Genomic DNA, 22361 nt, shown 5'->3' with positions numbered 1-22361 from the left:
ACTGCCGCGCAGGGACTTTTTGAGATATCGCAACGTATCTTACGAATCTTTCATAATTTCACTGCCAACTGTCTATCACCGCCGTGTGGTAGCTTTCATCGCGCAAAAACTGATGAAAGCTGACAATCCTTCGCTGCATTCGAAAGGTGCAACCGTTACACTACGCGCCAACCTGCCAAGGTTGCACCAAAATCGCCCTATCACCGGACCGTAGGCCGGCATCGCGCGCGGCGGATGTGCATTCGTGCGCCTGACCTCCAAGCGCAAGGCGAGAGACACTGGAGAACAATGTGAAGAGTTCGATACAACGAAATATCGGGCCGATAGCACTCATGCTTACCGGCCTCGGTTCCATCATCGGTTCAGGCTGGTTGTTCGGCGCGTGGAAAGCGGCCAAGATCGCCGGTCCCGCAGCCATGGTCGCGTGGGTGATCGGCGCGGTCGTCATCATGGCGATCGCTCTTACTTACGCGGAGTTGGGCGCGACGTTTCCCGAATCCGGCGGCATGGTGCGTTACGCGCGCTATTCGCATGGCGCGCTCGTCGGTTTCATCAGCGCGTGGGCGAACTGGATTGCCATCGTCTCGGTCATTCCGATCGAGGCCGAGGCATCCATTCAATATATGAGCACGTGGCCCTATGAATGGGCGCATGCGCTCTTCGTGAACGAAACGCTCACGACTTCAGGGCTGATCCTCTCGGCGCTGCTCGTGGTCGTGTACTTCATGCTCAACTACTGGGGCGTGAAGGTGTTCGCGCGCGCCAACTCGACAATCACTGTCTTCAAGTTCCTGATTCCCGGCCTGACCATCGCCGGCCTCATCTATACAGGGTTCCATTCCGAGAACTTCGGCACGGTGTCGAGCTTCGCGCCCTATGGCTGGCCGGCCGTGCTGACGGCGGTGGCGACGAGCGGCATTGTGTTCAGCTTCAACGGCTTTCAAAGCCCGGTCAATCTCGCGGGCGAGGCGCGCAATCCGTCGCGGAGCATCCCGTTCGCCGTGATCGGCTCGATTCTGATCGCGCTCGTGATCTACGTATTGCTGCAAGTGGCCTACATCGGCGCGGTCAATCCCGCCGATGTCGCGAAGGGCTGGTCGCATTTCAACTTCGCGTCGCCGTTCGCGGAACTGGCGCTGGCGCTGAATTTGAACTGGCTCGCCGTGCTTCTTTATGTCGATGCTTTCGTGAGCCCGAGCGGCACCGGCACCACCTACATGGCGACGACCACGCGCATGATCTACGCGATGGAGCGCAACAACACGATGCCGAAGATATTCGGCAACGTGCATCCGTTCTACGGCGTGCCGCGTCCCGCGATGTGGTTTAACCTGTTCGTCGCGTTCGTGTTCCTGTTCTTCTTCCGGGGTTGGGGCACGCTGGCGGCGGTGATTTCGGTGGCGACGGTCATTTCGTATCTCACCGGGCCTGTGAGCCTGATGGCGCTGCGCCGCGCCGCGCCGGATCTGGAACGACCGGTCCGCTTGCCCTTAATGGGCTTGGTCGCGCCGTTCGCGTTCGTCTGCGCGTCGCTCGTCCTGTACTGGGCAAAGTGGCCGCTGACCGGCAAAATCATTCTGTTGATGGTCGTCGCGCTGCCCGTGTACTTCTACTTCCAGGGCAAGACCGGCTTCGCGGGATGGGGCCGCGATCTGAAAGCCGCGTGGTGGCTGGTGGCGTATCTGCCGACAATGGCCGTCATGTCGCTCATCGGCAGCAAGGAATTCGGCGGAAGTGGCGTGTTGCCGTATGGCTGGGACATGGCGCTCGTCGCCGTGCTCGCGCTCGTGTTTTACTTCTGGGGCGTACACACCGGTTATAGGACGGACTATCTGGATGAACGCGAAGCGCACGAAGACATTCAGCACGAAGTCGGCGCGTAAACAGATCGTCGACGAGAAGCGGTAAAACGAAGCCCGCCTGAGCAATCAGGCGGGCTTCGTTCTTTCCTGCTCGACTCGTACGTTCAGGCCTCAGGCGTCCGCGAACACGTAGTTCGTCATGGCGAGCGCGCGCTGGAAAGTGCCGAGCGACTGTATGCGCAACTGATAGTCATCCGCCGCAGCGCCTAGTGCGCCGAATACCGGCAGCAGATGCTCGTCGGTCGGATGCATCAGCGCGGCGTGCGGCGCGCGGGCGCGATAGTCGAGCAGCGCGTCGATGTCGCGATCGGCAAGACGCGCCTCGAACCATTGCGTGAACTCATCGACGCGCGGATCGGCATCTTCAGGACGCGCGCCGAAATCCGCCATGCGCAGGTTATGCGTGATCTGCCCGGAACCGACGATCATCACGCCGTCGCGCCGCAAATCGCGCAGCGCCCGGCCGATACCAAAGTGATGCGCGGCATCGAGGCGCGGTTGAATGGAAAGTTGCGCGACTGGGATGTCGGCGTTGGGAAACATGAGCAGAAGCGGCACCCACGCGCCGTGATCGAGGCCGTGCTCCGTCGTGCTCGCAGCAATGCCGTGTTTGCCGAGCAGCGCGGCGGCGTTGCGGGCGAGATCGGGCGCGCCGGGCGCGGGATAGCGCAGTTCATAGAGCGCGCGCGGAAAACCGTAGAAATCGTGGATGGTTTCCGGCCGCTCGGCGATGCTCGCAACGGGTTGCGTCGTGCCCCAGTGAGCCGAAAGCATGAGGATGGCGCGCGGGCGCGGCAGCGTTTCAGCGAGCGAGGCGAATTCGCCGGAAGGCATCGACGGGTCGATAGGCAGCGTCGGCGCGCCGTGGGAAACGAAAACGGAGGGGAGGGAAGTCATGGCGTCGCGCATTGAGTTGGATGCCACCAATGTACGGCCGGTATTAGCGGAAATAAACGGCTGGCGAAGCAATGAATTGTGTCGTCGGCGTTTGCAATCGAAGCGACGCTCAGTCCGCTTCGCCGCGCATCCCTTCCCATGCAGCGGCGGCCGGCGATGCGATCTGGAACAGATCGATCACGCGCGCGACGGTGTGATCCACCATCTCGTCGATGCTCGCCGGCTTCTGATAAAACGCCGGCAGCGGCGGAAAAATCACGCCGCCCATTTCCGTCACGGCGGTCATATTGCGCAGATGCGCGAGGTTGAGCGGCGTTTCGCGCACCAGCAGCACCAGACGGCGACGCTCCTTGAGCACGACATCCGCCGCGCGCGTGATGAGATTGTCGGAGAGTCCGTGCGCGATGCTTGCCAGCGTTCGCATGGAGCACGGCGCGACGATCATGCCTTCCGTGGAAAACGAGCCGGACGCGATGCTCGCGCCGACATCGCGCACGTTATGAACAACGTCCGCGAGCGCGTGAACCGTGGATTTATCGAGTTCCAGCTCGTGCTGGATATTGAGCCAGCCGGCGCTGGAAACGAGCAGATGCGTTTCCACGCCGGGAAAACGGCGCAACGTTTCAAGCAGACGCACGCCGTAAATTGCGCCCGTGGCGCCCGTGATGGCGACGATGAGCCGTCGTCGGGCGGCAGGCGCGTTCACTTCGAAAATGACTTCAGGCAGCGGCGAAGAGCTGTTGCAGTTCGCCGGATTCGTACATCTCCATCATGATGTCCGAGCCGCCGATGAACTCGCCCTTCACGTAAAGCTGCGGAATGGTCGGCCAGTTCGAGAATTGCTTGATGCCCTGACGAATTTCGTTGTCTTCGAGCACGTTTACGGTCGTGATCTGATCGACGCCACACGCCTTCAGCACCTGAATGGCGCGGCCGGAGAAACCGCACATCGGGAACTGCGCCGTGCCCTTCATGAAGAGGACGACCGCGTTTTGATCGACGAGTTGCTTGATGCGTTCTTGCGTTTCCATGATGTTCCTGCGCTTTGATGTCGGTGGGGACTAAGTGTTGAAATGATAGCGGATTTCGCTATTCCGGGCTGACCGCTGCCTGGCTCGCCCGCCGCGCTCAGGCATTGAAAACGCCGCCGCTGATGCGCTCGATTCCCGCCAGATCGCACAGCGAATGCACATCGGTGAAACCGCGCGCCGTGAGCAGTCGGCGCACGGCGTCGGACTGATCGTAGCCGTGTTCGAGCCACAGCACGCCACGGCGCGCAAGCAGAAACGGCGCTCGCTCGATAATGGTCCGGATGCAGGACAAACCGTCGGCGTCATCGGTGAGCGCGTCGCGCGGCTCGAAGCGCAGATCGCCTTGCTGCAAATGCGGATCGTCGCTTGCGATATACGGCGGATTGCTCACGATGGCTTCGAAGAGCAGCGAAGGATCGACCTTCGCGGTCCAGTCGCTTTCGACGAACGCGAGCGGCCCGCCCGCGCGCGCCGGATCGAGCAGCCGTTCTGCATTGCGACGCGCGACATCCAGCGCGGCGCCTGAGCGGTCCACTGCCCACACGCGCGCGTCGGGCCGTGCATGCGCAAGCGAAACCGCAATGGCGCCGGTTCCCGTGCCGAGATCGAGCACGCGCGCGTTCGGCGTATTCGCGATGGCGTCGAGCGCCGTTTCCACCAGCAATTCGGTTTCCGGGCGCGGAATCAGCACATCGGGCGTCACGTCGAATTCGAGCCCGAAAAATTCACGCGTTCCCGTCAGCTGCGCGATCGGTTCTCCCGCGACACGGCGCGCGACGAGCGCCTCGAAGCGGCTAACCGCGGTGGCGCCAAGCGCTTCGCGGTCGCGCGTGATGAGCTGCGTGCGTCGCCAGCCGAGCACGTGCATCAGCAAGACGCGCGCTTCGAGCGCCGGCAGCGCACACGCACGCAGCAGATCGACTGCGGTCGTCACTCGGTTTCCCCGAGCGCCGCGAGCAATTCCGCCTGATGCTCGCTCACGAGCGCGCCGATCAGTTCGTCGATATCGCCGTCCATGATGTATTCGAGCTTGTAGAGCGTCAGATTGATGCGGTGATCCGTCATGCGCCCTTGCGGAAAATTGTAGGTGCGAATGCGCTCGGAGCGGTCGCCCGACCCGATCAGACTCTTGCGCGTCGCCGCTTCCTTCGCGTGTTGCTCGTGATACTGCTTGTCCTTGATGCGCGCGGCGAGCACCTTCAGCGCGCGATCCTTGTTCTTGTGCTGCGAGCGGTCGTCCTGACATTCGACGACGATTCCGGTTGGCAAGTGCGTGACGCGCACGGCCGAATCGGTCTTGTTGATGTGCTGCCCGCCCGCGCCCGACGCGCGGAAGGTATCGATACGCAGATCCGCCGGATTGATCACCACTTCGCTGATTTCATCGGCTTCCGGCATGACCGCGACCGTGCACGCGGACGTGTGGATGCGCCCCTGCGTTTCCGTCGCCGGCACACGTTGAACGCGATGCCCGCCCGACTCGAACTTGAGCCGCGAGAAGGCGCCGTGGCCCGCAATCCGCACGATCACTTCCTTGTAGCCGCCCAAGTCGGACACGCTCTCGGACATGGTTTCGGCGGTCCAGCGGTTGCGCTCCGCATAGCGCAGATACATGCGCAGCAGGTCGCCCGCGAACAGCGCGGATTCGTCGCCGCCCGTGCCTGCGCGAATTTCGATGAAGATATTGCGCTCGTCGTTGGGATCGGTCGGCAGCAGCATGGTCTGCAGATCGCTTTCGATCGTCGCCATGCGTTCGCGCGCTTCGCCGATTTCCTCTTCGGCGAAATCCCGCATCGACGGATCGGACAGCAATTCCTGCGCGGTCGCTTCGTCGTTGAGCGCCTGACGCCAGAGCGCGTACTGCTCGACGACCGGACTGATTTCCGCATGTTCGCGCGTGAGTTTCCGATACTGATCCATATCGGCGGTCACGTCTTCGCGGCTCAACAATTCGTTGAGTTCGACCTGCCGTTTTGCAAGCTGGTCGAGCTTGCTTTGCATGCTCGTTTTCATCGGGCGGAGTTGGAGCGATGCTCCGGAGAATTGTGGAATCAGAAATGCCTGCGCGTCAGCGCCGCGCGGCATTGGAGAACAGCGAGGAAAGCCGCTAACGGTCCGGAGACTGCGACGATTCAGGCGCCGAAGGCGTGTCGTCTTGCGGCTTGTCGGACGAACCGTGGCGGTAGAAGCCGCTCATCAGGTCGATGAGCTGGGCGCGCTCTTCCGTGGTCGCGCGATTGAGCGCGTGCGTCGGACCATGAATGAGCTTGTTGGTGAGCGATTGCGACAATGCTTCGAGCACGGCGGCGGGATCGTCGCCGCGCGCGAGCAGCTTGCGCGCGCGTTCGACTTCGGCGCGGCGCAGCGCGTCGGCTTGTGTATGCATGTGGCGGATGACCGGCACGATACTGCGCGCATCCAGCCACTGCATGAAATTCTGCACACGCGTTTCGATGATCGCTTCGGCTTGGGCGACGGCAGCTTGCCGCGACGCATTGCCTTCGCGCACGATCGCGCCGAGGTCGTCGACGGTATAAAGGAACACGTCCTGCAGATTGCCGACTTCCGGCTCGATATCGCGCGGCACGGCGAGATCGACCATGAAGATTGGCCGACGCCGGCGCGCGCGCACCGCGCGTTCGACCGCGCCCAGCCCGATGATAGGCAGCGTCGACGCCGTGCACGACACGATGATGTCGAACTCGTGCATGCGCGTGGGCAGCTCGGAAAGCGGAATGGCGCGGCCGTTGAAACGTTCGGCGAGCTTTTCGCCGCGTTCGGCCGTGCGGTTTGCGACCACCAGTTCGCGCGGATTTTGCGCGGCGAAGTGCGTGGCGCAGAGTTCGATCATTTCGCCCGCGCCGATGAAAAGCACGCGCTGACTCGAAATGTTTTCGAAAATGCGCTGGGCGAGTCGCACGGCGGCGGCGGCCATGGAAACGGACTGCGCGCCGATCTCGGTCGTGGAGCGCACTTCTTTGGCCACCGCGAAGGTGCGCTGAAACAACTGGTTGAGATAAGTACCGAGCGCGCCCGCTTCCGACGCGGTGCGCACGGCATCCTTCATTTGTCCGACGATCTGCGTTTCGCCGAGCACCATGGAATCCAGCCCCGAGGCGACGCGGAAGGCGTGGCGCACGGCCTCGGACTGCGGCAGCGCGTAGACGTGCGGCGCGAGTTCCGAGACCGGGAGATTGTGGTACTTCGACATCCACTGAATGGCAGCGTCGCGCGCGGCGGCGTCGTCGGTGGCGCAGTAAAGTTCGGTGCGATTGCAGGTTGAGAGGATCGCCGCTTCGGGCGAAACCTTGGCGAGCGGCCCAAGCCAGATGTCCTTCAGCGCGCCCAGAGCGGGCTTCAGCTGTTCGAGCGGAAACGCCACGCGTTCGCGCAAGGCGACAGGCGCAGTGTGGTGATTGATTCCGATCGTGAGGAGCTGCATGTAATGGGCCTAAGCCGATGGCCTTTCAGATAGCGCAATATTATAGCGTTTTACGAATCTCTTCATTTATAGGCGGCATAGGGGATGGCTGGTGTTCGCTCGCGCCGCTTGCAGCTGGCGCGAAGCCCCACGCTCGTGCGACGCCAGGACGCAGCGCCGCGCTCAATCGAAGTACTTTGCCAGCTCGGCGGCGCGCGCTTCGAGTTCCTCTTGCGACAATGCATGCGTCTCGGCAGCCGCTTCGCGATTTCGTTCGGCGGCGGCAATGGCCGCGTGCCGCGAAGTATTGTCGTGATGCAGATGGAACAGCGACGCGTTTGCATCGGGCACGGAATGCCAACGAACGCCGAGCCGCACCGCGCGCGTGAGCAGGTCGTCATCTTCGCCGCCCCAGCCAATGAAGCGCGGATCGTAGCCGCCAACGCGCATGTAATCCGAGCGTTTTATGAGCACGATGGCGCCCGGCGTATTCGCATAGAGAATTTCCATTTCTTCGGGCCGGTCGCTTTCGAGAAACGGTTTTAGTATTGCGTAATCTCCGGAAGCAATGAATGCATCGCGATAAACACCCGTAACGTTAATCACGTTCGTGAATGGGCAAAGTGCGTCGCTTGCCGTTCCATGACGAATTGCGTTGATGCAAAGCGGCAGATAATCCGGGTTGGAAATCATGTCCGCGTCATGGAAACAAATGATGTCGCCGGTGCACATTCGCGCGCCCAGATTGCATAGGCGCGCCTTTGGAAAGGGGCCGTTGTCGCATACGAAGACATGCCTGATCTTTTCGTCGCCAAGGCCCGACCAGTGGAAGGTGGGCGTGGCATCGGCTTCGATGAGATAAACCGTGTAGTCAGAAAAGTCGAATCGAGATGGCGCAATATGCCGCGCAGATTTTCACGCCGCTCCAGCGTGGAACCGCGGTAGGTCATCACGAATTCCAGACCGTTTAGCGATATGAGGCTTTTCTCAATCATGGTGCTTTATTTTCCGCTGTAAACCTATTCGATCGATGCCGCGAACTTGGGCAGTGACTCGTTAGAGTATCGCCCTTAAATCAGCGTGGCTAAAGCGGTCATTTTACCGGCCCGGCATATTTTCATTTTTAAGCTTAGTCGCATAAATCGTTCAAGGAAACGCACTTGCCATCGCCAACCTGGCCCCCTAAACTCGACCGCTAACGGCGCGCGGCGCCGGTTCGATCGCAATCAAAGGGGCGCGGTAGCTGATGGGCTGGACGGGCTTGATCTTTTTGGGCGCGGTAATCGGCGCGACGGGTTGGTGGCTGCATCCGCTGCGGCGCGCGGGGCGCGTGGGCACAGGCGCGGCGGGGCGAATCTGGACGGCCATCGTCGCGGGCATATTGGCGATAATCGTCGCGCGCATGTTCGGCAATATCATCAACCTGTATCACGACGGCGATACGCTCGAATGGTTCGCGTGCACGGTGTTCGCGCTCGTCGTCGTGACGGTGACAGTCGGCCTTGCCGCGCGTCGCTAAATCCGCGCTCGCCGGCGCTTCCTCACGCATTCCATGCAGGTGACTTCATGAACGACCGCATCGCACATTCCGCCATTCCCGACGCAGCCGAGTTCGCCCGGCGCATTGAATCGCTGCGCGGCCAGATGGCGCTCGACAATCTTGCCGCCGTGCTGATTCCGTCGGCAGACCCGCATCTTTCCGAATATCTGCCGGAGCGCTGGCAAGGGCGGCAATGGCTGTCCGGCTTCACCGGTTCGGTCGGCACGCTCGTGGTGACGGCGGATTTCGCGGGCGTCTGGGTGGACAGCCGCTATTGGACGCAAGCCGAGGCGCAACTGGCGGGCACCGGCATCGTGCTCATGAAGATGATGGGCGGCCAGCAAACCGCGCCGCACGTCGAATGGCTGGCGGCGCATGTCGATTCGGGCGATGTCATCGGCGTCGATGGCGCCGTACTCGGCGTGGCGGCGGCGCGCTCGCTTGCGGATGCGCTGAAGGCACGCGGCATCGTACTGCGCACGGATGTCGATCTGCTCGATTCCATCTGGCCGACGCGTCCCGGTTTGCCTGAGGCGCCCATCTACGAACATGCCGCGCCGCACGCCAGCGTGAGCCGCGCGGACAAACTCGCGCAGGTGCGCGAAGCCTTGCGCGCAAAAGACGCGCAGTGGCACTTCGTGTCCACGCTCGACGATCTCGCGTGGATCTTCAATCTGCGCGGCGGCGATGTCAGCTACAACCCCGTGTTCGTCGCGCATGCGTTGATCGGCACTGACGACGCGACGATCTTCATCGCCGATGGCAAGGTGTCGGCCGAGCTCGAGGAATCGCTCGCGCGCGACAACGTGCGCGTCGCGCCTTACGCCGATGCGCCCCGCGCACTCGCCGCGCTACCCGCCCGAGCCACGCTCCTGATCGACCCGCGCCGCATCACGCATGGTTTGCTGGAGCAAGTGCCCTCGGCGGTGACGATCGTGGAAGGCGTGAATCCGTCCACCTTCGCGAAGTCGCAAAAGACGGCGGCGGAAGCCGAGCATATCCGCGCGACGATGGAACAGGACGGCGCGGCGCTCGCCGAATTCTTCGCCTGGTTCGAAAATGCGCTGGGCCGCGAGCGCATTACGGAACTCACCATCGACGAAAAGCTCACGGCGGCGCGCGCGCGGCGTCCGGGCTTCGTGACGCTGAGCTTCGGCACTATCGCGGGCTTCAATGCCAACGGCGCGATGCCGCACTACCGCGCAACCGAAGCGTCGCATTCGGTGATAGAAGGCAATGGCTTGCTCTTGATCGATTCGGGCGGACAGTATGTGAGCGGCACGACGGACATCACACGCGTGGTTCCCGTCGGCGAGATCACGGCCGAGCACAAGCGCGATTTCACCATCGTGCTGAAAGGAACGATGGCGCTGTCGCGCGCACGCTTTCCGCGTGGCATCCGTTCGCCAATGCTCGATTCCATCGCGCGCGCGCCGATCTGGGAAGCCAGCGCGGACTACGGGCACGGGACCGGGCACGGCGTCGGCTACTTTCTGAACGTGCATGAAGGCCCGCAGGTCATCTCGCACTACGCGCCCGCCGAAAGCTGGACGGCGATGGAAGAGGGCATGATCACGTCCATCGAGCCGGGCATCTATCGGCCGGGCAAGTGGGGCATTCGCATCGAGAATCTGGTGCTGAACCGGAGCGCGGGCAAGACCGAATTCGGCGATTTCCTCGACTTCGAAACGCTCACGCTCTGCCCGATCGATACCCGCTGCATCGACCTGGCCTTGCTGCGCGAGGACGAGCGCGCGTGGCTCAACGCGTATCACGAGGAAGTGCGCCGGCGCGTGTCGCCGCATGTGTCGGGCACGGCGTTGGCGTGGCTCGAAAAACGTACGCAGGCTATCTGATCCGAAACAAGAAGGAGCAGCAAAACCATGACCATCAAGGCAGTCGTATTCGACTTCGGCGGCGTGTTGATCGACTGGGATCGCGAGTATTTGTACCGGCAACTGATTCCGGACGAAACCGAGCGCCGCTGGTTTCTCGACAACGTCTGCAAGATGGATTGGGTCGTGCAGCAGGACGGCGGGCAGACCATAGAAGAAGGCACCGCCGAACTGATCGCGCGCTATCCCGATCACGAAGCGCTGATTCGCGCGTTCTATGCGCGCTGGCACGAGATGGTGTCGGGCGTGCTGGAAGAGGGCGTGGCGCTCGTCGACCGGCTGGACGCGGAAGGCGTGCCGCTATTTGGCCTGACGAACTGGTCGGCGGAAACGTTCCCGTATGCGTGGGAACGCTTCGACGTGTTGCGGCGGTTTCGCGAGATCATCGTTTCGGGGCGCGTGGGAATCGTCAAGCCCGACCCGCAGATTTTCGCGCTGATGCGCGCGGAGATCGAAAAGCATCTGCCGGGCATTCAGCCGCACGAACTCGTCTTCATCGACGACAACGCGAAGAACGCGCAGGCCGCGACGGATCTCGGCTGGCACGGCATCCACTACACGGGCGCGATGGAAACCGAAACGAAGCTGCGCGCGCTCGCCGTGCCTATCTGACGCTTACTGACCGAGCAGACTCTTGAGCGCGTTGCCAATACCGCGCACGGTATCGCCCGTGCCTTTGGCCACGCCTTCGACGCTCACACCGAGCGCCTTCGCAAAACCGGCGGCGAGTTTCTTCGACAGACTTTCCTGCAGCGAAAACTTCGGATCGCGCAGATCGCCGTCGAGCACGAAGTCGAGCTTGATCTGATCCTTGCGGTCTTTCAGCGCGGCGACAGCGGCTTTCGTCGGAATGGAGAGGAAGGTGTCGAGTCCGTTGCCGGTGTCGCTGATCTGCAAGTGATTCAGCGTGAGCGTGCCGGGCGCGTGAATGCGGTAATCGTGGATGTTCGCGTCCACGGTGAGGTCGATGGTCCCGCCCGTCACCGCCGCACGCGCGCCGGCCTTTTTCAGCAGATAAGGGTCGAGCGACGCGATATCCACGCCGCTCAGCACGGCGCGCGTCTGCGAATCCTTGTTGGCGATGACCATCCAGCCGCCCCACGAAACCGTTCCCGTATGCGACGGACCCTTGATCGAACCGGACATCGACAGATTGGTGCGGTCGGTGAGCGCGGGGAGATGCAGATGGTCGATGGTCGCACGCGAATCGCTGATCAACACGCGATACGGCGGCTTTTGCACCGATGAATCGAAGAACTCCATCGAGCCGCGTTCGAACGACACGCGATCGATGAGCTTCTCTTCCTGCGCGCGCGCGTCTTCCTTCGCGTCGGGCTTGGCGTCGGCGACGCGCGCGGTTTCCTTGAGACCGGGCAGAATCTGCACGCGGCCATCGGCGGAACGCACGATCGACAAATAGTAGTTGTCCACGCTCACGCCATGCAGATGCACGCGGTTTCGCAGCGCTTCGTGCATGTCGATGTCGAGCACGATGCGCTCGGCGCGCATGGCGTCGCTCGCGGGCCAGTCCTGCGGGCCGCGCAGACGCACGCGCGACAGTGTGACGTGGCCGAAGCCGACATCGATTTCTTCGGCCGAGCCGTTCGGCCCGAGCGTTTCGAGAATGCGCTCCTTCATCTGATGCGCGACGAAGAGCCACCCGCCAACCGCCACGACGATGATCGCCACGACGATTCCGACTGCCCAAAGCGCTCCCCGTTGCGCTTTCGATCGCGCCATCTGCAATGTCTCCCGAATACTGGTTCTGCCTGAGGCTCACTCGGCGGTAAGCCATTTCGCGTGCATCGTTTTTTTAAGTGAGCGCGTACTTTTCAGCCTCTGTCGCGCCGCTAGCGTGTCGCAAAGACGCCGTGAAGACTGGCGGCGACGTGCCTCAGACAGTCGCCGCATTCGTGTCCGATGTCGGTGCGCGCGCGCGCATAGGCGCGCGCGTTCCTCGTCTCATCCGTTCACGCAAAGGGTCAGCGCGTGATCGGCTTGTAGCGCAGACGCTTCGGCCGCGCGGCTTCTTCGCCGAGCCGCTTGCGCTTGTCGGCCTCGTATTCCTGATAGTTGCCGTCGAAGAACTCGACGTGCGAGTCGCCTTCGAACGCGATGATGTGCGTGGCGATACGGTCCAGGAACCAGCGATCGTGCGAGATCACCATGACCGAGCCGGCGAATTCGAGTAACGCGTCTTCGAGCGCGCGGAGCGTTTCGACGTCGAGGTCGTTGGACGGTTCGTCGAGCAGCAAGACGTTGCCGCCCGCGATCAGCGTTTTCGCCAGATGCAGACGTCCGCGTTCGCCGCCCGACAGATTGCCGACGAGCTTCTGCTGATCGCTGCCCTTGAAGTTGAAGCGGCCGATATACGCGCGCGACGGCGTTTCGTACTTGCCAACCGTGAGCACATCCGCGCCGCCGGAGATTTCCTCGAACACGGTCTTGTCGGCGCCAAGCGCGTCGCGGCTTTGATCGACATAGGCGAGCCTGACCGTCGGCCCTTGCACGATCTCGCCGGAATCCGGCTGCTCCTTGCCGGTCAGCATGCGGAACAGCGTGGACTTGCCCGCGCCGTTCGGCCCGATGATACCGACGATCGCGCCCGCCGGAATCTTCATGCTGAGGTTGTCGATCAGCAGCCGGTCGCCATACGCCTTGCTGACATTCTTAAACTCGATGACTTCATTGCCGAGACGATCGCCCACGGGAATGAAGATTTCCTGCGTCTCGTTGCGCTTCTGATATTCCTGGCTGTTGAGTTCCTCGAAGCGTGCGATGCGCGCCTTGGACTTCGCCTGACGTCCCTTCGGATTTTGGCGCACCCATTCCAGTTCCTTCTTGATGGCTTTCTGGCGGGCGGATTCGCTCGATTCTTCCTGCTTCAGGCGCTCTTCCTTCTGGTCGAGCCAGCTGCTGTAGTTGCCCTTCCATGGAATGCCGTGACCGCGGTCGAGTTCGAGAATCCATTCGGCGGCGTTGTCGAGGAAGTAGCGATCGTGCGTGACCGCGACGACGGTGCCCGGATAGCGCGTCAAGAACTGTTCGAGCCATTCGACGGATTCGGCGTCGAGGTGGTTGGTCGGTTCGTCGAGCAGGAGCATGTCGGGCTTTTGCAGCAGGAGCTTGCACAGCGCGACGCGGCGCTTTTCGCCGCCCGAAAGATGTTCGATGGTCGCGTCCCACGCGGGCAGGCGCAGCGCATCGGCGGCGACTTCGAGTTGCTGCTCGGGGCTGCCGCCGTCGCTCGTCGCGAGGATGGCTTCGTACTTCGCCTGCTCGGCGGCGAGCTTGTCGAAGTCGGCGTCGGGCTCGGCGTAAGCGGCGTAGATTTCGTCGAGCATCTTGGTTGCCTGGAAGACATCGCCGAGACCTTCTTCGACTGCCTGACGCACGGTTTGTTGCGGATCGAGTTGCGGTTCCTGCGGCAAATAGCCGATGTTCAGATTGGGCATCGGCGTGGCGTCGCCTTCGATGTCCTTATCGACGCCCGCCATGATCCGGATGAGTGTGGACTTGCCCGAACCGTTGAGACCGAGCAGACCGATCTTCGCGCCGGGGAAGAACGAGAGTGAGATGTCTTTCAGGATCTGACGCTTCGGCGGGACGATCTTGCCGACGCGGTTCATGGTGAAGACGTATTGGGCCATGTCGATGTTGTCTGTAATGGTGTGGTGAAGAGTGCGAACGCCGGGCGCGGGCGGCTGCGTGCGGGACGCGCACGCCGCGTTATCGGCATTCGACGCGAATCGTCGGCGCGGGATGACGCGCTTCCCGGCGCGTGTGCCGCGCGGGATCGAATGTCATTGTACTTCGGGCGTGCTCAGGCTATTGCCAGCGCGCCACGCCGCCATGCCGCGAACACGTTCCGCCGTGGTGGCGGCTGAAGCTGTACGAGCCGTCGCGGCACTGCGCGGTCGCGCCTTCGGGTACCGCGCCCGAACGCGAGCGAGAGGGCGCATGGATTACGTTGCCGTCGCGGTTGACGTAATGGCCATGTCTGTCGAGGTCGTTTTCGTCAGGTTGCGGGTTGAAGTTGTTCGCGTTCGCGCTGGTCGCGTACGCGTGCGCCGGTGTGCAAGGGATGACGCTCGCGGACAATGCAATGCAACACGTGAGAGCGAGCGAACGCAGAAACGCGGGTCCTTTCATCTTCTTTTTGTCTCCCTTTATTTTTATCGGGTACCGCTCATGAAAAAAGCGGAGCCCCGTTTATCGGGCACTCCGCTTTTTCATGCAAGACGATTTGACGATTCTTGACGCTTGACGGCGCTCAAACGTTGAACAGGAAGTTCATCACGTCCCCGTCGTGCACGACGTATTCCTTGCCTTCGGCCCGCATCTTCCCGGCTTCCTTTGCGCCTTGCTCGCCCTTGAACGCGACGTAGTCATCGAACGCGATGGTCTGCGCGCGAATGAAGCCGCGCTCGAAATCGGTATGGATGGCGCCAGCGGCCTGAGGCGCCGTATCGCCGATATGAATGGTCCACGCGCGCACTTCCTTCACGCCAGCCGTGAAGTACGTCTGCAAGCCAAGCAACTTGAAACCCGCCCGGATCACGCGGTTCAAACCCGGCTCGTCCATGCCCATGTCGGCGAGGAAGTCCTGCTTGTCCGCGTCGTCCAGATCGGCGATTTCCGCTTCGATTGCCGCGCACACCGCGACGACCGGCGCGTTCTCCGCGTCCGCATGCTTGCGAACGGCGTCGAGATACGGGTTGTTCTCGAAGCCGTCGTCCTTCACGTTCGCCACATACATGGTCGGCTTCGCCGTGATGAGGCAAAACGGCTTGATGAGCGCCTGCTCGTCTTCGTTCAACGAAAGCGCACGCACCGGCTTGGCCTCGTCGAGCTGCGCGCGCACTTTTTCGAGCACGGCGACGAGCTTGCCCGCTTCCTTGTCGTTGCCCGACTTCGCCGCCTTCGAATAGCGCGTGAGCGCCTTTTCGACCGTCGACAGATCCGCAAGCGCGAGTTCCGTGTTGATGACGCCGATATCGTCCAGCGGATCGATCTTGCCCGCGACGTGGATCACGTTCTCGTCGTCGAAGCAGCGCACGACGTGCGTGATCGCATCCGTCTCGCGGATGTTCGCGAGGAACTGATTGCCGAGACCTTCGCCCTTCGACGCGCCCGCGACGAGACCCGCGATATCCACGAACTCGACGACGGCCGGCAGGATACGCTCGGGCTTCACGATTTCGGCGAGCGCGGTGAGGCGCGCGTCCGGCACTTCGACCACGCCGACATTCGGCTCGATGGTGCAGAACGGATAGTTCTCGGCGGCAATACCCGCCTTGGTCAAAGCATTGAATAGAGTGGACTTGCCGACGTTAGGCAAGCCGACGATGCCGCATTGGAGGCTCATGGAATCCTTCGAACTGGTGAGACGGCGCAGGCCGCGCGGGTTTCGTCAAAAGTCGCGCGCCGGGCAAAGGCTGAATTGGCAAAAACGCCCGCCAGCGCAACGGCCGCGTCGAGCGGCCAGGCAAACCGCCATTGTACCGCCGCGCCGGGCAGCGGCGTTTCGCGCCGCCTTCCGCGACGGCCCGCCGCAGCGCCGCGCAGGCGCCAAATACGCTGCAATCCTCACGGCTATAATGGCCAGATGACTTCGCATCCCCTGACCTTTCATGCAGTTGTCGTCGGCGGCGGGCTCGTCGGCAAGACCGCTGCGCTCGCGCTCGCGCAATCCGGCTTGCGCACCGCGTTGCTCGCGCCGCAAGCTGCCGCCTTGCCCGCGGGCGCCGCGTTCGATTCGCGCATCTACGCGCTCTCGTCGAGTTCGCAGACGCTGCTCGAACGGCTGCGCGTCTGGCAAGCGCTCGATCGCACGCGGCTCGGGCCCGTCTTCGACATGCGCGTGTTCGGCGACACGCACGCGGAACTGCACTTCTCCGCGTTCCAGGCCTCCGTGCCGCAGCTCGCGTGGATCGTCGAGTCGAATCTGATCGAACAGTCGCTCGACGCCGCGCTGCGCTTCCAGCCGAGTCTGTCGTGGTTCGAATCGCGCGCGCAGGGCATGACGGTCGAGGACGATGCCGCGCACGTCACGCTTGCAAGCGGCGAGACGCTCGAAGCGGATCTGATCGTCGGCGCGGATGGCGCGCATTCTTGGGTGCGCGCGCAAATGGGCGCGAAGGTCGACCGGCGCGATTATCGGCAAACGGGCGTGGTCGCGAATTTCAAGGCGGAGCGGCCACACGGCGAAACCGCCTACCAATGGTTCCGCGACTCGGAAATCATCGCGCTGCTGCCGCTGCCGGGCGATCACGTCTCACTCGTCTGGTCCGCGCGCACCGAACACGCCGACGAACTCCTCGCGCTCGATCCCGCGCAACTCGCGGCACAAGTCGAACAGGCCACGCAAAACATGCTCGGCACGCTCGAATGCGTGACGCCAGCGCAAGGCTTCCCGCTCGCGTTGCAAACGGTCGACAAGCTGATCGCGCCACGTGTCGCGCTTATCGGCGACGCCGCGCATCTGATTCATCCGCTAGCCGGGCAAGGCATGAACCTCGGTTTGCGCGATGTCGCCGCGCTCGCGGATGTCATCGCCAATAAAGAAGGTTTTCGCAATCTTGGCGATCCCATTTTGCTGCGCCGCTACGAACGCGCGCGCCGCGAAGACATACAAAAACTCATGTTGGCGACAGACGGCTTGCAACGGCTTTTCTCGGTGCCGGGCACGCTTGCGCGCGCGGTTCGCAATACCGGCATGGCGCTCGTGGGCGCGCAGCCACTCGTCAAGCGCTGGCTGGTTTCGGCCGCGCTCGGTTAAAGACACGCCAGGCACATACAGGAAAAGAACATGAAACGCACACTTCGAACGGCACTCGCAGCGGCCGCGGCACTCGCCGTGACACTTGGTCTCGGCTGTACGGCGCAGGCCGACCAGACCACCGACAAGATCAAGTCCACGCTCGAATCGCGCATGGGCGACGCGAACATCAAGAGTGTCGACAAGACGCCCATTCCAGGGCTCTATGAAGTGAACCTCGGCTCGCAGATCGTCTATACCGACGCCACCGGCAACTACGTGCTGATCGGCGATCTCGTCGATACGCGCAGCAGCAAGAATCTCACGGAAGCGCGGCTCTCCGAGACCAACAAGATCGACTTCGCGAAGCTGCCTTTCGAGAACGCGGTGAAAGTGGTGAAGGGCAACGGCAGCCGCAAGATCGCGGTGTTCTCGGACCCGAATTGCCCGTATTGCAAGCAACTCGAATCGACCTTGAAGTCCATCGATAACGTCACCGTGTACACGTTCCTGTATCCCGTGCTCTCGCCGGATTCGACCGCGAAGTCGAAGTCGATCTGGTGCTCGAAAGATCGCGCGATGAGCTGGGAAGGCTGGATGCTGGACCGCAAGGCGCCGACCACGGCCGCCTCGTGCGACACCACCGCCATCGACAAGAACCTGAAGCTCGGTCACACGATGAACGTGAGCGGCACGCCGACCGTGTTCCTCGCGGACGGCCGCCGTTTGCCAGGCGCCGTTCCCGCCGACCGGCTGGAGAAGGAACTTTCGACCGCGCATTGAGGCGGCCCGAACCCACGACGAGAGGCGCATGAGAGGCGCCTCTTTTGGTTTCAAAGGCGCACCGACCGCGCGCCCACAACAAGAACAAAGGACACGACATGGCAACGACTACGCTCGATCGACCGGTGCGCTACAGCATCGTTCCGAAGAATCCGGCCGCGCATATCTTCGAAGTCACGCTCACGGTCGCCGCGCCGGACCCGGCGGGACAACGCTTCATGCTGCCGGTGTGGATTCCGGGCAGCTACATGATTCGCGAATTCGCACGCAATATCGTCACGTTGCAGGCGTTCAACGCGGCAGGGCGCAAGATCGGTATCGAAAAAATCGACAAGCACGCGTGGCAAGCCGCGCCGGCGGATGGCCCCATCACGCTGCGTTACGAGGTGTACGCGTGGGACATGTCGGTACGCGCCGCGCATCTGGATGACAGCGTCGGCTTCTTCAACGGCACGAGCGTGTTTCTCGCGGTGGAGGGGCAGTCGGCTGCGCCGTGTATCGTCGATATTCAAGCGCCGCAGGGCGGAGCGCTGCGCAACTGGCGCGTCGCCACGGCGCTTGCCGAAGCGCGTGGCACGAAGCGCCATGGTTTCGGCGCGTACGAGGCCGCGAATTACGACGAACTCGTCGATCATCCGGTGACGATCGGCGAATTCGCGCTCGGCGGCTTCACCGCGCATGGCGTGAAGCACGACATCGTGATCTCCGGACGCGTGATCGGGCTCGACATGAACCGGCTCGCGGCGGACCTCAAACGCGTGTGCGAAGCGCAGATCGCGCTCTTCGAACCGCGCACGAAGAAAGCGCCGGTGGATCGCTACGTGTTCATGACGGTCGCCGTCAGCGATGGTTACGGCGGGCTGGAACATCGCGCATCCACGGCGCTGATCTGCAATCGCGGCGACTTGCCGGTGCTTGGCCGACCCGAAGTCAGCGAAGGTTATCGCACGTATCTTGGCCTTTGCAGCCACGAATACTTCCATACGTGGAACGTAAAGCGCATCAAGCCGGCGGCGTTCGCGCCGTACGATCTGTCGCAGGAAAATTACACGTCGCTTTTGTGGCTCTTCGAGGGCTTCACGTCGTATTACGACGACCTGATCCTCGTGCGCACCGGCCTTATTTCCGCGAGCGATTACTTCTCGATGCTCGGCAAGACCATCGGCGGCGTGTTGCGCGGAAGCGGGCGGCTCAAGCAGTCGGTGGCGCAGAGTTCGTTCGACGCATGGGTGAAGTACTACCGCGCCGACGAGAACGCATCGAACGCCATCGTCAGTTACTACCAGAAGGGTTCGCTCGTCGCGCTCGCGTTCGATTTGTCGATCCGCGCGCAGACGGACAACCGTAAGTCGCTCGACGATGTCATGCGTCTCTTGTGGCAGCGCTACGGACGCGACTTCTATCTCGGCAAGGCACGGGGCATCCGCGAGGACGAAGTGGAAGCGCTCTTCGCCGAGGCCACCGGCGCGGATCTGCGCTCGCTCTTCCGCGACGGCGTGCGCGGCACGCGCGACTTGCCGCTCGACGCGCTCCTCGAGCCGTTCGGCATAGCACTCGCGCCCGATCTGCCGACGAGCGGCACGGCCGGCAAGCCGTCGCTCGGCGTGCGCGTGCGGGGCAGCGCGGATTGCACGCTGGCGGTCGTGCACGACGGCAGCGCCGCACAGAAGGCGGGGCTTTCGGCGGGCGATGTTCTCGTGGCCATCGATGGTTTGCGTGTGACGGGATCGAATCTGGAGGCGCTGTTGTCGCGTTATCTGCCGGGTGCGAAGGTCGAAGTACACGCGTTTCGCCGCGACGAACTGCGTCGTACCGAAGTGAAGCTCGACGGCCCCGAAGTGTCGCGTTACGTGCTGACGGCTATCGACGGGCGCGGACCGTCGAAACAATGGCGCGAGCGCTGGCTGAAGGGCTGAAAGGCTGCGCCCACCGGGGATTGTCCTACTGGTGCAACGATCCTTCACGGCCGGACGGCTTTTTCCGGAACGCCGAACAACGAAGAATGCTTCCAACGCGGGCGCCGACGGCTCCCGCTCCTCCATCAAGGAAGCCATCATGACGACGATTCTCCAGATCAACTCCGCAGCCCGCTCGCAAGGCGCTCAATCGACGCTGCTCGCCGACGAACTCACCGCGAAGCTGCAACAAAGCAATCCGGGCGCGAACGTGGTCGTCCGCAATCTGCTCGCCGACCAGCTCACGCACCTCGACGACGCCACGCTCGGCGCGTTCTTCACGCCCGCCGAACAACGCACGCCGGAACAAGTCGCCATCAACGCGAAGAGCGAAGCGCTGATCGACGAACTGCAAGCGGCCGACATCGTGGTGATCGCGGCGCCGCTGTATAACTTCGGCGTGTCGTCGCAACTGAAGGCTTATTTCGACTGGATCGCGCGGGCCGGAATCACGTTCCGCTACACCGCGACCGGCCCCGAAGGCTTGGTGAAGGGCAAGAAGGTGTTCGTGGTGTCGGCGCGTGGCGGCAAGTACGCAGGCACGCCGAACGACTCGCAAACGCCGTATCTCAAGACGTTCTTGGGCTTCCTCGGCATGACGGACGTGAACTTCATCTACGCCGAAGGCTTGGCGATGGGGCCGGAGGCCGCGAGTGCAGCGCTCGCTTCGGCACGCGATTCGATCGCGGCGCTGTAAGGCTTAAGCTCGACGCCGAAGTAAAAGAGCCCGCCCGGTCTTCGGACCGCGGCGGGCTCTTTGCATTGCATTGCGTTGCATTGATGCGGATGTTCAGGCGAGCAACTGTGCCTCGGCGGGCAAGCGCCAGTCGATCGGCTCGCGCCCATGCCGCTTCAGATATTCGTTCGCGGCGACGAAATGCCCGCACCCCAGAAACCCGCGATGCGCCGACAACGGCGACGGATGCGGCGCTTCCAGCACGCAATGCGCCTTTCCCGTGCCGTCGATCAGCGCGCGTTTTGCCTGAGCGTGCGCGCCCCACAACATGAACACGACGCCATCGTGGCGCTCGGCAATTTCGTGGATCAGCGTGTCCGTGCACTGTTCCCAGCCGCGCTTGGCATGGCTTCCCGCTTTATCGCGCTCGACGGTCAGCGACGTGTTGAGCAAGAGCACGCCTTGTTTCGCCCACGAATCGAGGCAGCCGTGAGCAGGCGCGACGATATCCAGACTCGCGGCGATTTCCTTGAAGATGTTGCGCAACGAAGGCGGCGGGCGCACGGGAGCGGGCACGGAGAACGCAAGCCCGTGCGCTTGCGGCGCGCCTTTGTCTTCACCGTGATAAGGGTCCTGACCGAGAATCACCACTTTGACCTCGCCAGGACTGGTGAGGCGCAATGCGCGGAAAACATCGGCGGGATAAACGGTCTTGCCGGCGGCGCGCTCGGCATCCACGAAAGCGCACAACGACGCATAGCGCGGACTGTCGATAAATGCTTTTAGATGCCGCCGCCATTCAGCGGGCAGCGCTTCGAACTGGCTTTCGAGCGTGATGAAGCCGCTAGCGTGCGTGCGAGGCTCGTCGAAAAGAGAAGGCTGCTGGTTCATGCTTCGGCGTCGTCTACCGCGCTTTCCGGACGCTCGCGCAGCCGATAACCTCGCTCCGCCTTGCTCAAATCTTCCGGGTCGAGTTCGGGAAACGCGCCGCGCAATTCGGCGGCGAGCGTGGAGAGCGCTTGGGCGTCGCCGGACTTGATTTCGAGTTCCAGCTCGCTGATTTCCGCGTGATGGTTTTCGCCATCCACGTCCGCCGTGATCTTGCCGGCGTCGAGCGCGACTTCGATCTGCGAGCCTTCACGCTCGATGTCCCACACGATGCGCCGGAAGTCCGTGCGAAACAGGGCGATCAGATTCGGCGCGGCGTCCTGCAACGCCTTGCGGGCCGCTTCGTCTTCGCAGGAAACGAGGAGCGCATCGATTTCAAGCGATTCGCCCGCCACCGGCATCTCCCATTCGTGACGACGGCTCAAGCCGGCTTTCGATTCGCCCAGCACCTTGTACGTCTGAAGCCACTGGTCGGGCGTGCGGCGCAGGCGCAATGCGGACTTCGCCTTGGCGAGCGCGCAATCCGGCGTGTCGAAATAGACGTTCGCCAGTTCCATCGGCTTGCCCGCACCGGTGCGCTCGTCGAAAAAGCGCGCCACGTCGTCGTGCTGCGAAGGCGGCAGCGCGAGCTTGATTTCCTGTTCGATGCCCAA

General features: G+C 62.7%; 21 protein-coding genes. 8 read left to right on the top strand and 13 right to left on the bottom strand.

What is annotated here, in order from left to right; genetic code table 11:
- The first annotated feature begins 290 nt into the window (after nucleotides 1-290).
- The gene (locus NCT03_RS12355) at nucleotides 291-1883 is read left to right on the top strand and encodes an APC family permease (protein ID WP_250492747.1); all 1593 of its coding nucleotides are present in this window, start codon (nucleotides 291-293) and stop codon (nucleotides 1881-1883) included.
- Between the two features lie 90 nt (nucleotides 1884-1973).
- On the opposite strand, the gene NCT03_RS12350 is transcribed toward NCT03_RS12355, so the two are convergent.
- The 7 genes from NCT03_RS12350 to NCT03_RS12320 all read right to left on the bottom strand — a co-directional run bounded on the left by NCT03_RS12350 (nucleotide 1974) and on the right by NCT03_RS12320 (nucleotide 7943).
- Nucleotides 1974-2759 carry a DODA-type extradiol aromatic ring-opening family dioxygenase gene (locus NCT03_RS12350; RefSeq protein ID WP_250465770.1) on the bottom strand — a complete coding sequence of 262 codons (786 nt, stop codon included), beginning with the start codon at nucleotides 2757-2759 and terminating at the stop codon, nucleotides 1974-1976.
- A 109-nt stretch (nucleotides 2760-2868) separates the two neighbouring features.
- On the bottom strand, nucleotides 2869-3465 hold the full coding sequence (locus NCT03_RS12345) for a UbiX family flavin prenyltransferase (protein WP_250465768.1): 597 nt from the start codon (nucleotides 3463-3465) through the stop codon (nucleotides 2869-2871).
- 13 nt (nucleotides 3466-3478) lie between these two features.
- On the bottom strand, nucleotides 3479-3790 hold the full coding sequence (grxD, locus tag NCT03_RS12340) for a Grx4 family monothiol glutaredoxin (RefSeq protein ID WP_244826344.1): 312 nt from the start codon (nucleotides 3788-3790) through the stop codon (nucleotides 3479-3481).
- Nucleotides 3791-3887: 97 nt separating this feature from the next.
- A complete protein-coding gene (gene prmC, locus NCT03_RS12335) occupies nucleotides 3888-4724 on the bottom strand; it encodes a peptide chain release factor N(5)-glutamine methyltransferase (RefSeq protein ID WP_244826343.1) in 837 nt (278 codons plus the stop codon).
- The gene (gene prfA / locus NCT03_RS12330; RefSeq protein ID WP_244826342.1) at nucleotides 4721-5803 is read right to left on the bottom strand and encodes a peptide chain release factor 1; all 1083 of its coding nucleotides are present in this window, start codon (nucleotides 5801-5803) and stop codon (nucleotides 4721-4723) included. Before prfA ends, prmC begins: the two co-directional genes overlap by 4 nt.
- A 94-nt stretch (nucleotides 5804-5897) precedes the next feature.
- Nucleotides 5898-7232 (bottom strand): glutamyl-tRNA reductase, encoded by a 1335-nt coding sequence (gene hemA / locus NCT03_RS12325; RefSeq protein ID WP_250492746.1) that lies wholly within the window; start codon nucleotides 7230-7232, stop codon nucleotides 5898-5900.
- 162 nt (nucleotides 7233-7394) lie between these two features.
- The gene (locus NCT03_RS12320; RefSeq protein ID WP_350030144.1) at nucleotides 7395-7943 is read right to left on the bottom strand and encodes a galactosyltransferase-related protein; all 549 of its coding nucleotides are present in this window, start codon (nucleotides 7941-7943) and stop codon (nucleotides 7395-7397) included.
- Nucleotides 7944-8457: 514 nt separating this feature from the next.
- On the opposite strand from NCT03_RS12320, the gene NCT03_RS12315 reads away from it, so the two are divergent.
- Genes NCT03_RS12315 through NCT03_RS12305 form a run of 3 tightly spaced genes read left to right on the top strand, consistent with a single transcriptional unit; the run spans nucleotide 8458 to nucleotide 11258 of the window.
- Nucleotides 8458-8730 (top strand): hypothetical protein, encoded by a 273-nt coding sequence (locus tag NCT03_RS12315; protein WP_244826339.1) that lies wholly within the window; start codon nucleotides 8458-8460, stop codon nucleotides 8728-8730.
- Nucleotides 8731-8777: 47 nt separating this feature from the next.
- Nucleotides 8778-10607 carry an aminopeptidase P family protein gene (locus NCT03_RS12310; protein WP_284503193.1) on the top strand — a complete coding sequence of 610 codons (1830 nt, stop codon included), beginning with the start codon at nucleotides 8778-8780 and terminating at the stop codon, nucleotides 10605-10607.
- Nucleotides 10608-10634: 27 nt separating this feature from the next.
- Nucleotides 10635-11258, top strand: a complete 624-nt coding sequence (locus NCT03_RS12305) for an HAD family hydrolase (RefSeq protein ID WP_244826338.1) — start codon at nucleotides 10635-10637, stop codon at nucleotides 11256-11258.
- Between the two features lie 3 nt (nucleotides 11259-11261).
- Here NCT03_RS12305 and NCT03_RS12300 read toward each other — a convergent pair whose 3' ends face one another.
- The 4 genes from NCT03_RS12300 to ychF form a co-directional block, all read right to left on the bottom strand.
- Nucleotides 11262-12386 carry a DUF748 domain-containing protein gene (locus NCT03_RS12300; protein WP_250465764.1) on the bottom strand — a complete coding sequence of 375 codons (1125 nt, stop codon included), beginning with the start codon at nucleotides 12384-12386 and terminating at the stop codon, nucleotides 11262-11264.
- Nucleotides 12387-12628: 242 nt separating this feature from the next.
- A complete protein-coding gene (gene ettA / locus NCT03_RS12295; RefSeq protein WP_250465762.1) occupies nucleotides 12629-14296 on the bottom strand; it encodes an energy-dependent translational throttle protein EttA in 1668 nt (555 codons plus the stop codon).
- A 178-nt stretch (nucleotides 14297-14474) separates the two neighbouring features.
- Nucleotides 14475-14798 carry a DUF3761 domain-containing protein gene (locus tag NCT03_RS12290; protein WP_250465761.1) on the bottom strand — a complete coding sequence of 108 codons (324 nt, stop codon included), beginning with the start codon at nucleotides 14796-14798 and terminating at the stop codon, nucleotides 14475-14477.
- A gap of 121 nt (nucleotides 14799-14919) precedes the next feature.
- The gene (ychF, locus tag NCT03_RS12285) at nucleotides 14920-16014 is read right to left on the bottom strand and encodes a redox-regulated ATPase YchF (RefSeq protein WP_244826334.1); all 1095 of its coding nucleotides are present in this window, start codon (nucleotides 16012-16014) and stop codon (nucleotides 14920-14922) included.
- A 240-nt stretch (nucleotides 16015-16254) separates the two neighbouring features.
- Here ychF and NCT03_RS12280 point away from each other — a divergent pair, with 240 nt between their 5' ends.
- From NCT03_RS12280 to NCT03_RS12265, 4 genes are all read left to right on the top strand, one after another.
- Complete coding sequence (locus NCT03_RS12280; RefSeq protein WP_244826333.1) at nucleotides 16255-17427, top strand: UbiH/UbiF family hydroxylase; 1173 nt, start codon at nucleotides 16255-16257, stop codon at nucleotides 17425-17427.
- A gap of 30 nt (nucleotides 17428-17457) precedes the next feature.
- On the top strand, nucleotides 17458-18189 hold the full coding sequence (locus NCT03_RS12275; RefSeq protein ID WP_244826332.1) for a DsbC family protein: 732 nt from the start codon (nucleotides 17458-17460) through the stop codon (nucleotides 18187-18189).
- Nucleotides 18190-18287: 98 nt separating this feature from the next.
- Complete coding sequence (locus tag NCT03_RS12270) at nucleotides 18288-20105, top strand: M61 family metallopeptidase (protein ID WP_250492744.1); 1818 nt, start codon at nucleotides 18288-18290, stop codon at nucleotides 20103-20105.
- A 139-nt stretch (nucleotides 20106-20244) separates the two neighbouring features.
- Nucleotides 20245-20841 carry an FMN-dependent NADH-azoreductase gene (locus NCT03_RS12265; protein ID WP_250465758.1) on the top strand — a complete coding sequence of 199 codons (597 nt, stop codon included), beginning with the start codon at nucleotides 20245-20247 and terminating at the stop codon, nucleotides 20839-20841.
- Between the two features lie 93 nt (nucleotides 20842-20934).
- Here the strand turns inward: NCT03_RS12265 and NCT03_RS12260 are convergent, their stop codons facing one another.
- The gene (locus tag NCT03_RS12260) at nucleotides 20935-21711 is read right to left on the bottom strand and encodes a uracil-DNA glycosylase (protein WP_250465756.1); all 777 of its coding nucleotides are present in this window, start codon (nucleotides 21709-21711) and stop codon (nucleotides 20935-20937) included.
- Entirely contained in the window at nucleotides 21708-22361 is a 654-nt protein-coding gene (locus NCT03_RS12255; RefSeq protein WP_250465754.1) for a CYTH domain-containing protein, read from the bottom strand. The genes NCT03_RS12260 and NCT03_RS12255 overlap by 4 nt, the downstream gene beginning before the upstream one ends.

It is taken from the genome of Caballeronia sp. GAWG1-1 (assembly GCF_023631465.1).
GTDB lineage: Bacteria > Pseudomonadota > Gammaproteobacteria > Burkholderiales > Burkholderiaceae > Caballeronia.
This window is presented reverse-complemented; position numbering and strand designations above follow the sequence as displayed.

Coding starts and splice junctions, on each gene's coding strand:
- NCT03_RS12350 (WP_250465770.1), bottom strand. CDS start 2,759: ATGACTTCCCTCCCCTCCGTTTTCGTTTCCCACGGCGCGCCGACGCTG.
- NCT03_RS12300 (WP_250465764.1), bottom strand. CDS start 12,386: ATGGCGCGATCGAAAGCGCAACGGGGAGCGCTTTGGGCAGTCGGAATC.
- hemA (WP_250492746.1), bottom strand. CDS start 7,232: ATGCAGCTCCTCACGATCGGAATCAATCACCACACTGCGCCTGTCGCC.
- NCT03_RS12315 (WP_244826339.1), top strand. CDS start 8,458: ATGGGCTGGACGGGCTTGATCTTTTTGGGCGCGGTAATCGGCGCGACG.
- NCT03_RS12290 (WP_250465761.1), bottom strand. CDS start 14,798: ATGAAAGGACCCGCGTTTCTGCGTTCGCTCGCTCTCACGTGTTGCATT.
- grxD (WP_244826344.1), bottom strand. CDS start 3,790: ATGGAAACGCAAGAACGCATCAAGCAACTCGTCGATCAAAACGCGGTC.
- NCT03_RS12265 (WP_250465758.1), top strand. CDS start 20,245: ATGACGACGATTCTCCAGATCAACTCCGCAGCCCGCTCGCAAGGCGCT.
- prfA (WP_244826342.1), bottom strand. CDS start 5,803: ATGAAAACGAGCATGCAAAGCAAGCTCGACCAGCTTGCAAAACGGCAG.
- NCT03_RS12320 (WP_350030144.1), bottom strand. CDS start 7,943: ATGTGCACCGGCGACATCATTTGTTTCCATGACGCGGACATGATTTCC.
- ettA (WP_250465762.1), bottom strand. CDS start 14,296: ATGGCCCAATACGTCTTCACCATGAACCGCGTCGGCAAGATCGTCCCG.
- NCT03_RS12310 (WP_284503193.1), top strand. CDS start 8,778: ATGAACGACCGCATCGCACATTCCGCCATTCCCGACGCAGCCGAGTTC.
- ychF (WP_244826334.1), bottom strand. CDS start 16,014: ATGAGCCTCCAATGCGGCATCGTCGGCTTGCCTAACGTCGGCAAGTCC.
- NCT03_RS12270 (WP_250492744.1), top strand. CDS start 18,288: ATGGCAACGACTACGCTCGATCGACCGGTGCGCTACAGCATCGTTCCG.
- NCT03_RS12280 (WP_244826333.1), top strand. CDS start 16,255: ATGACTTCGCATCCCCTGACCTTTCATGCAGTTGTCGTCGGCGGCGGG.
- NCT03_RS12305 (WP_244826338.1), top strand. CDS start 10,635: ATGACCATCAAGGCAGTCGTATTCGACTTCGGCGGCGTGTTGATCGAC.
- NCT03_RS12260 (WP_250465756.1), bottom strand. CDS start 21,711: ATGAACCAGCAGCCTTCTCTTTTCGACGAGCCTCGCACGCACGCTAGC.
- NCT03_RS12275 (WP_244826332.1), top strand. CDS start 17,458: ATGAAACGCACACTTCGAACGGCACTCGCAGCGGCCGCGGCACTCGCC.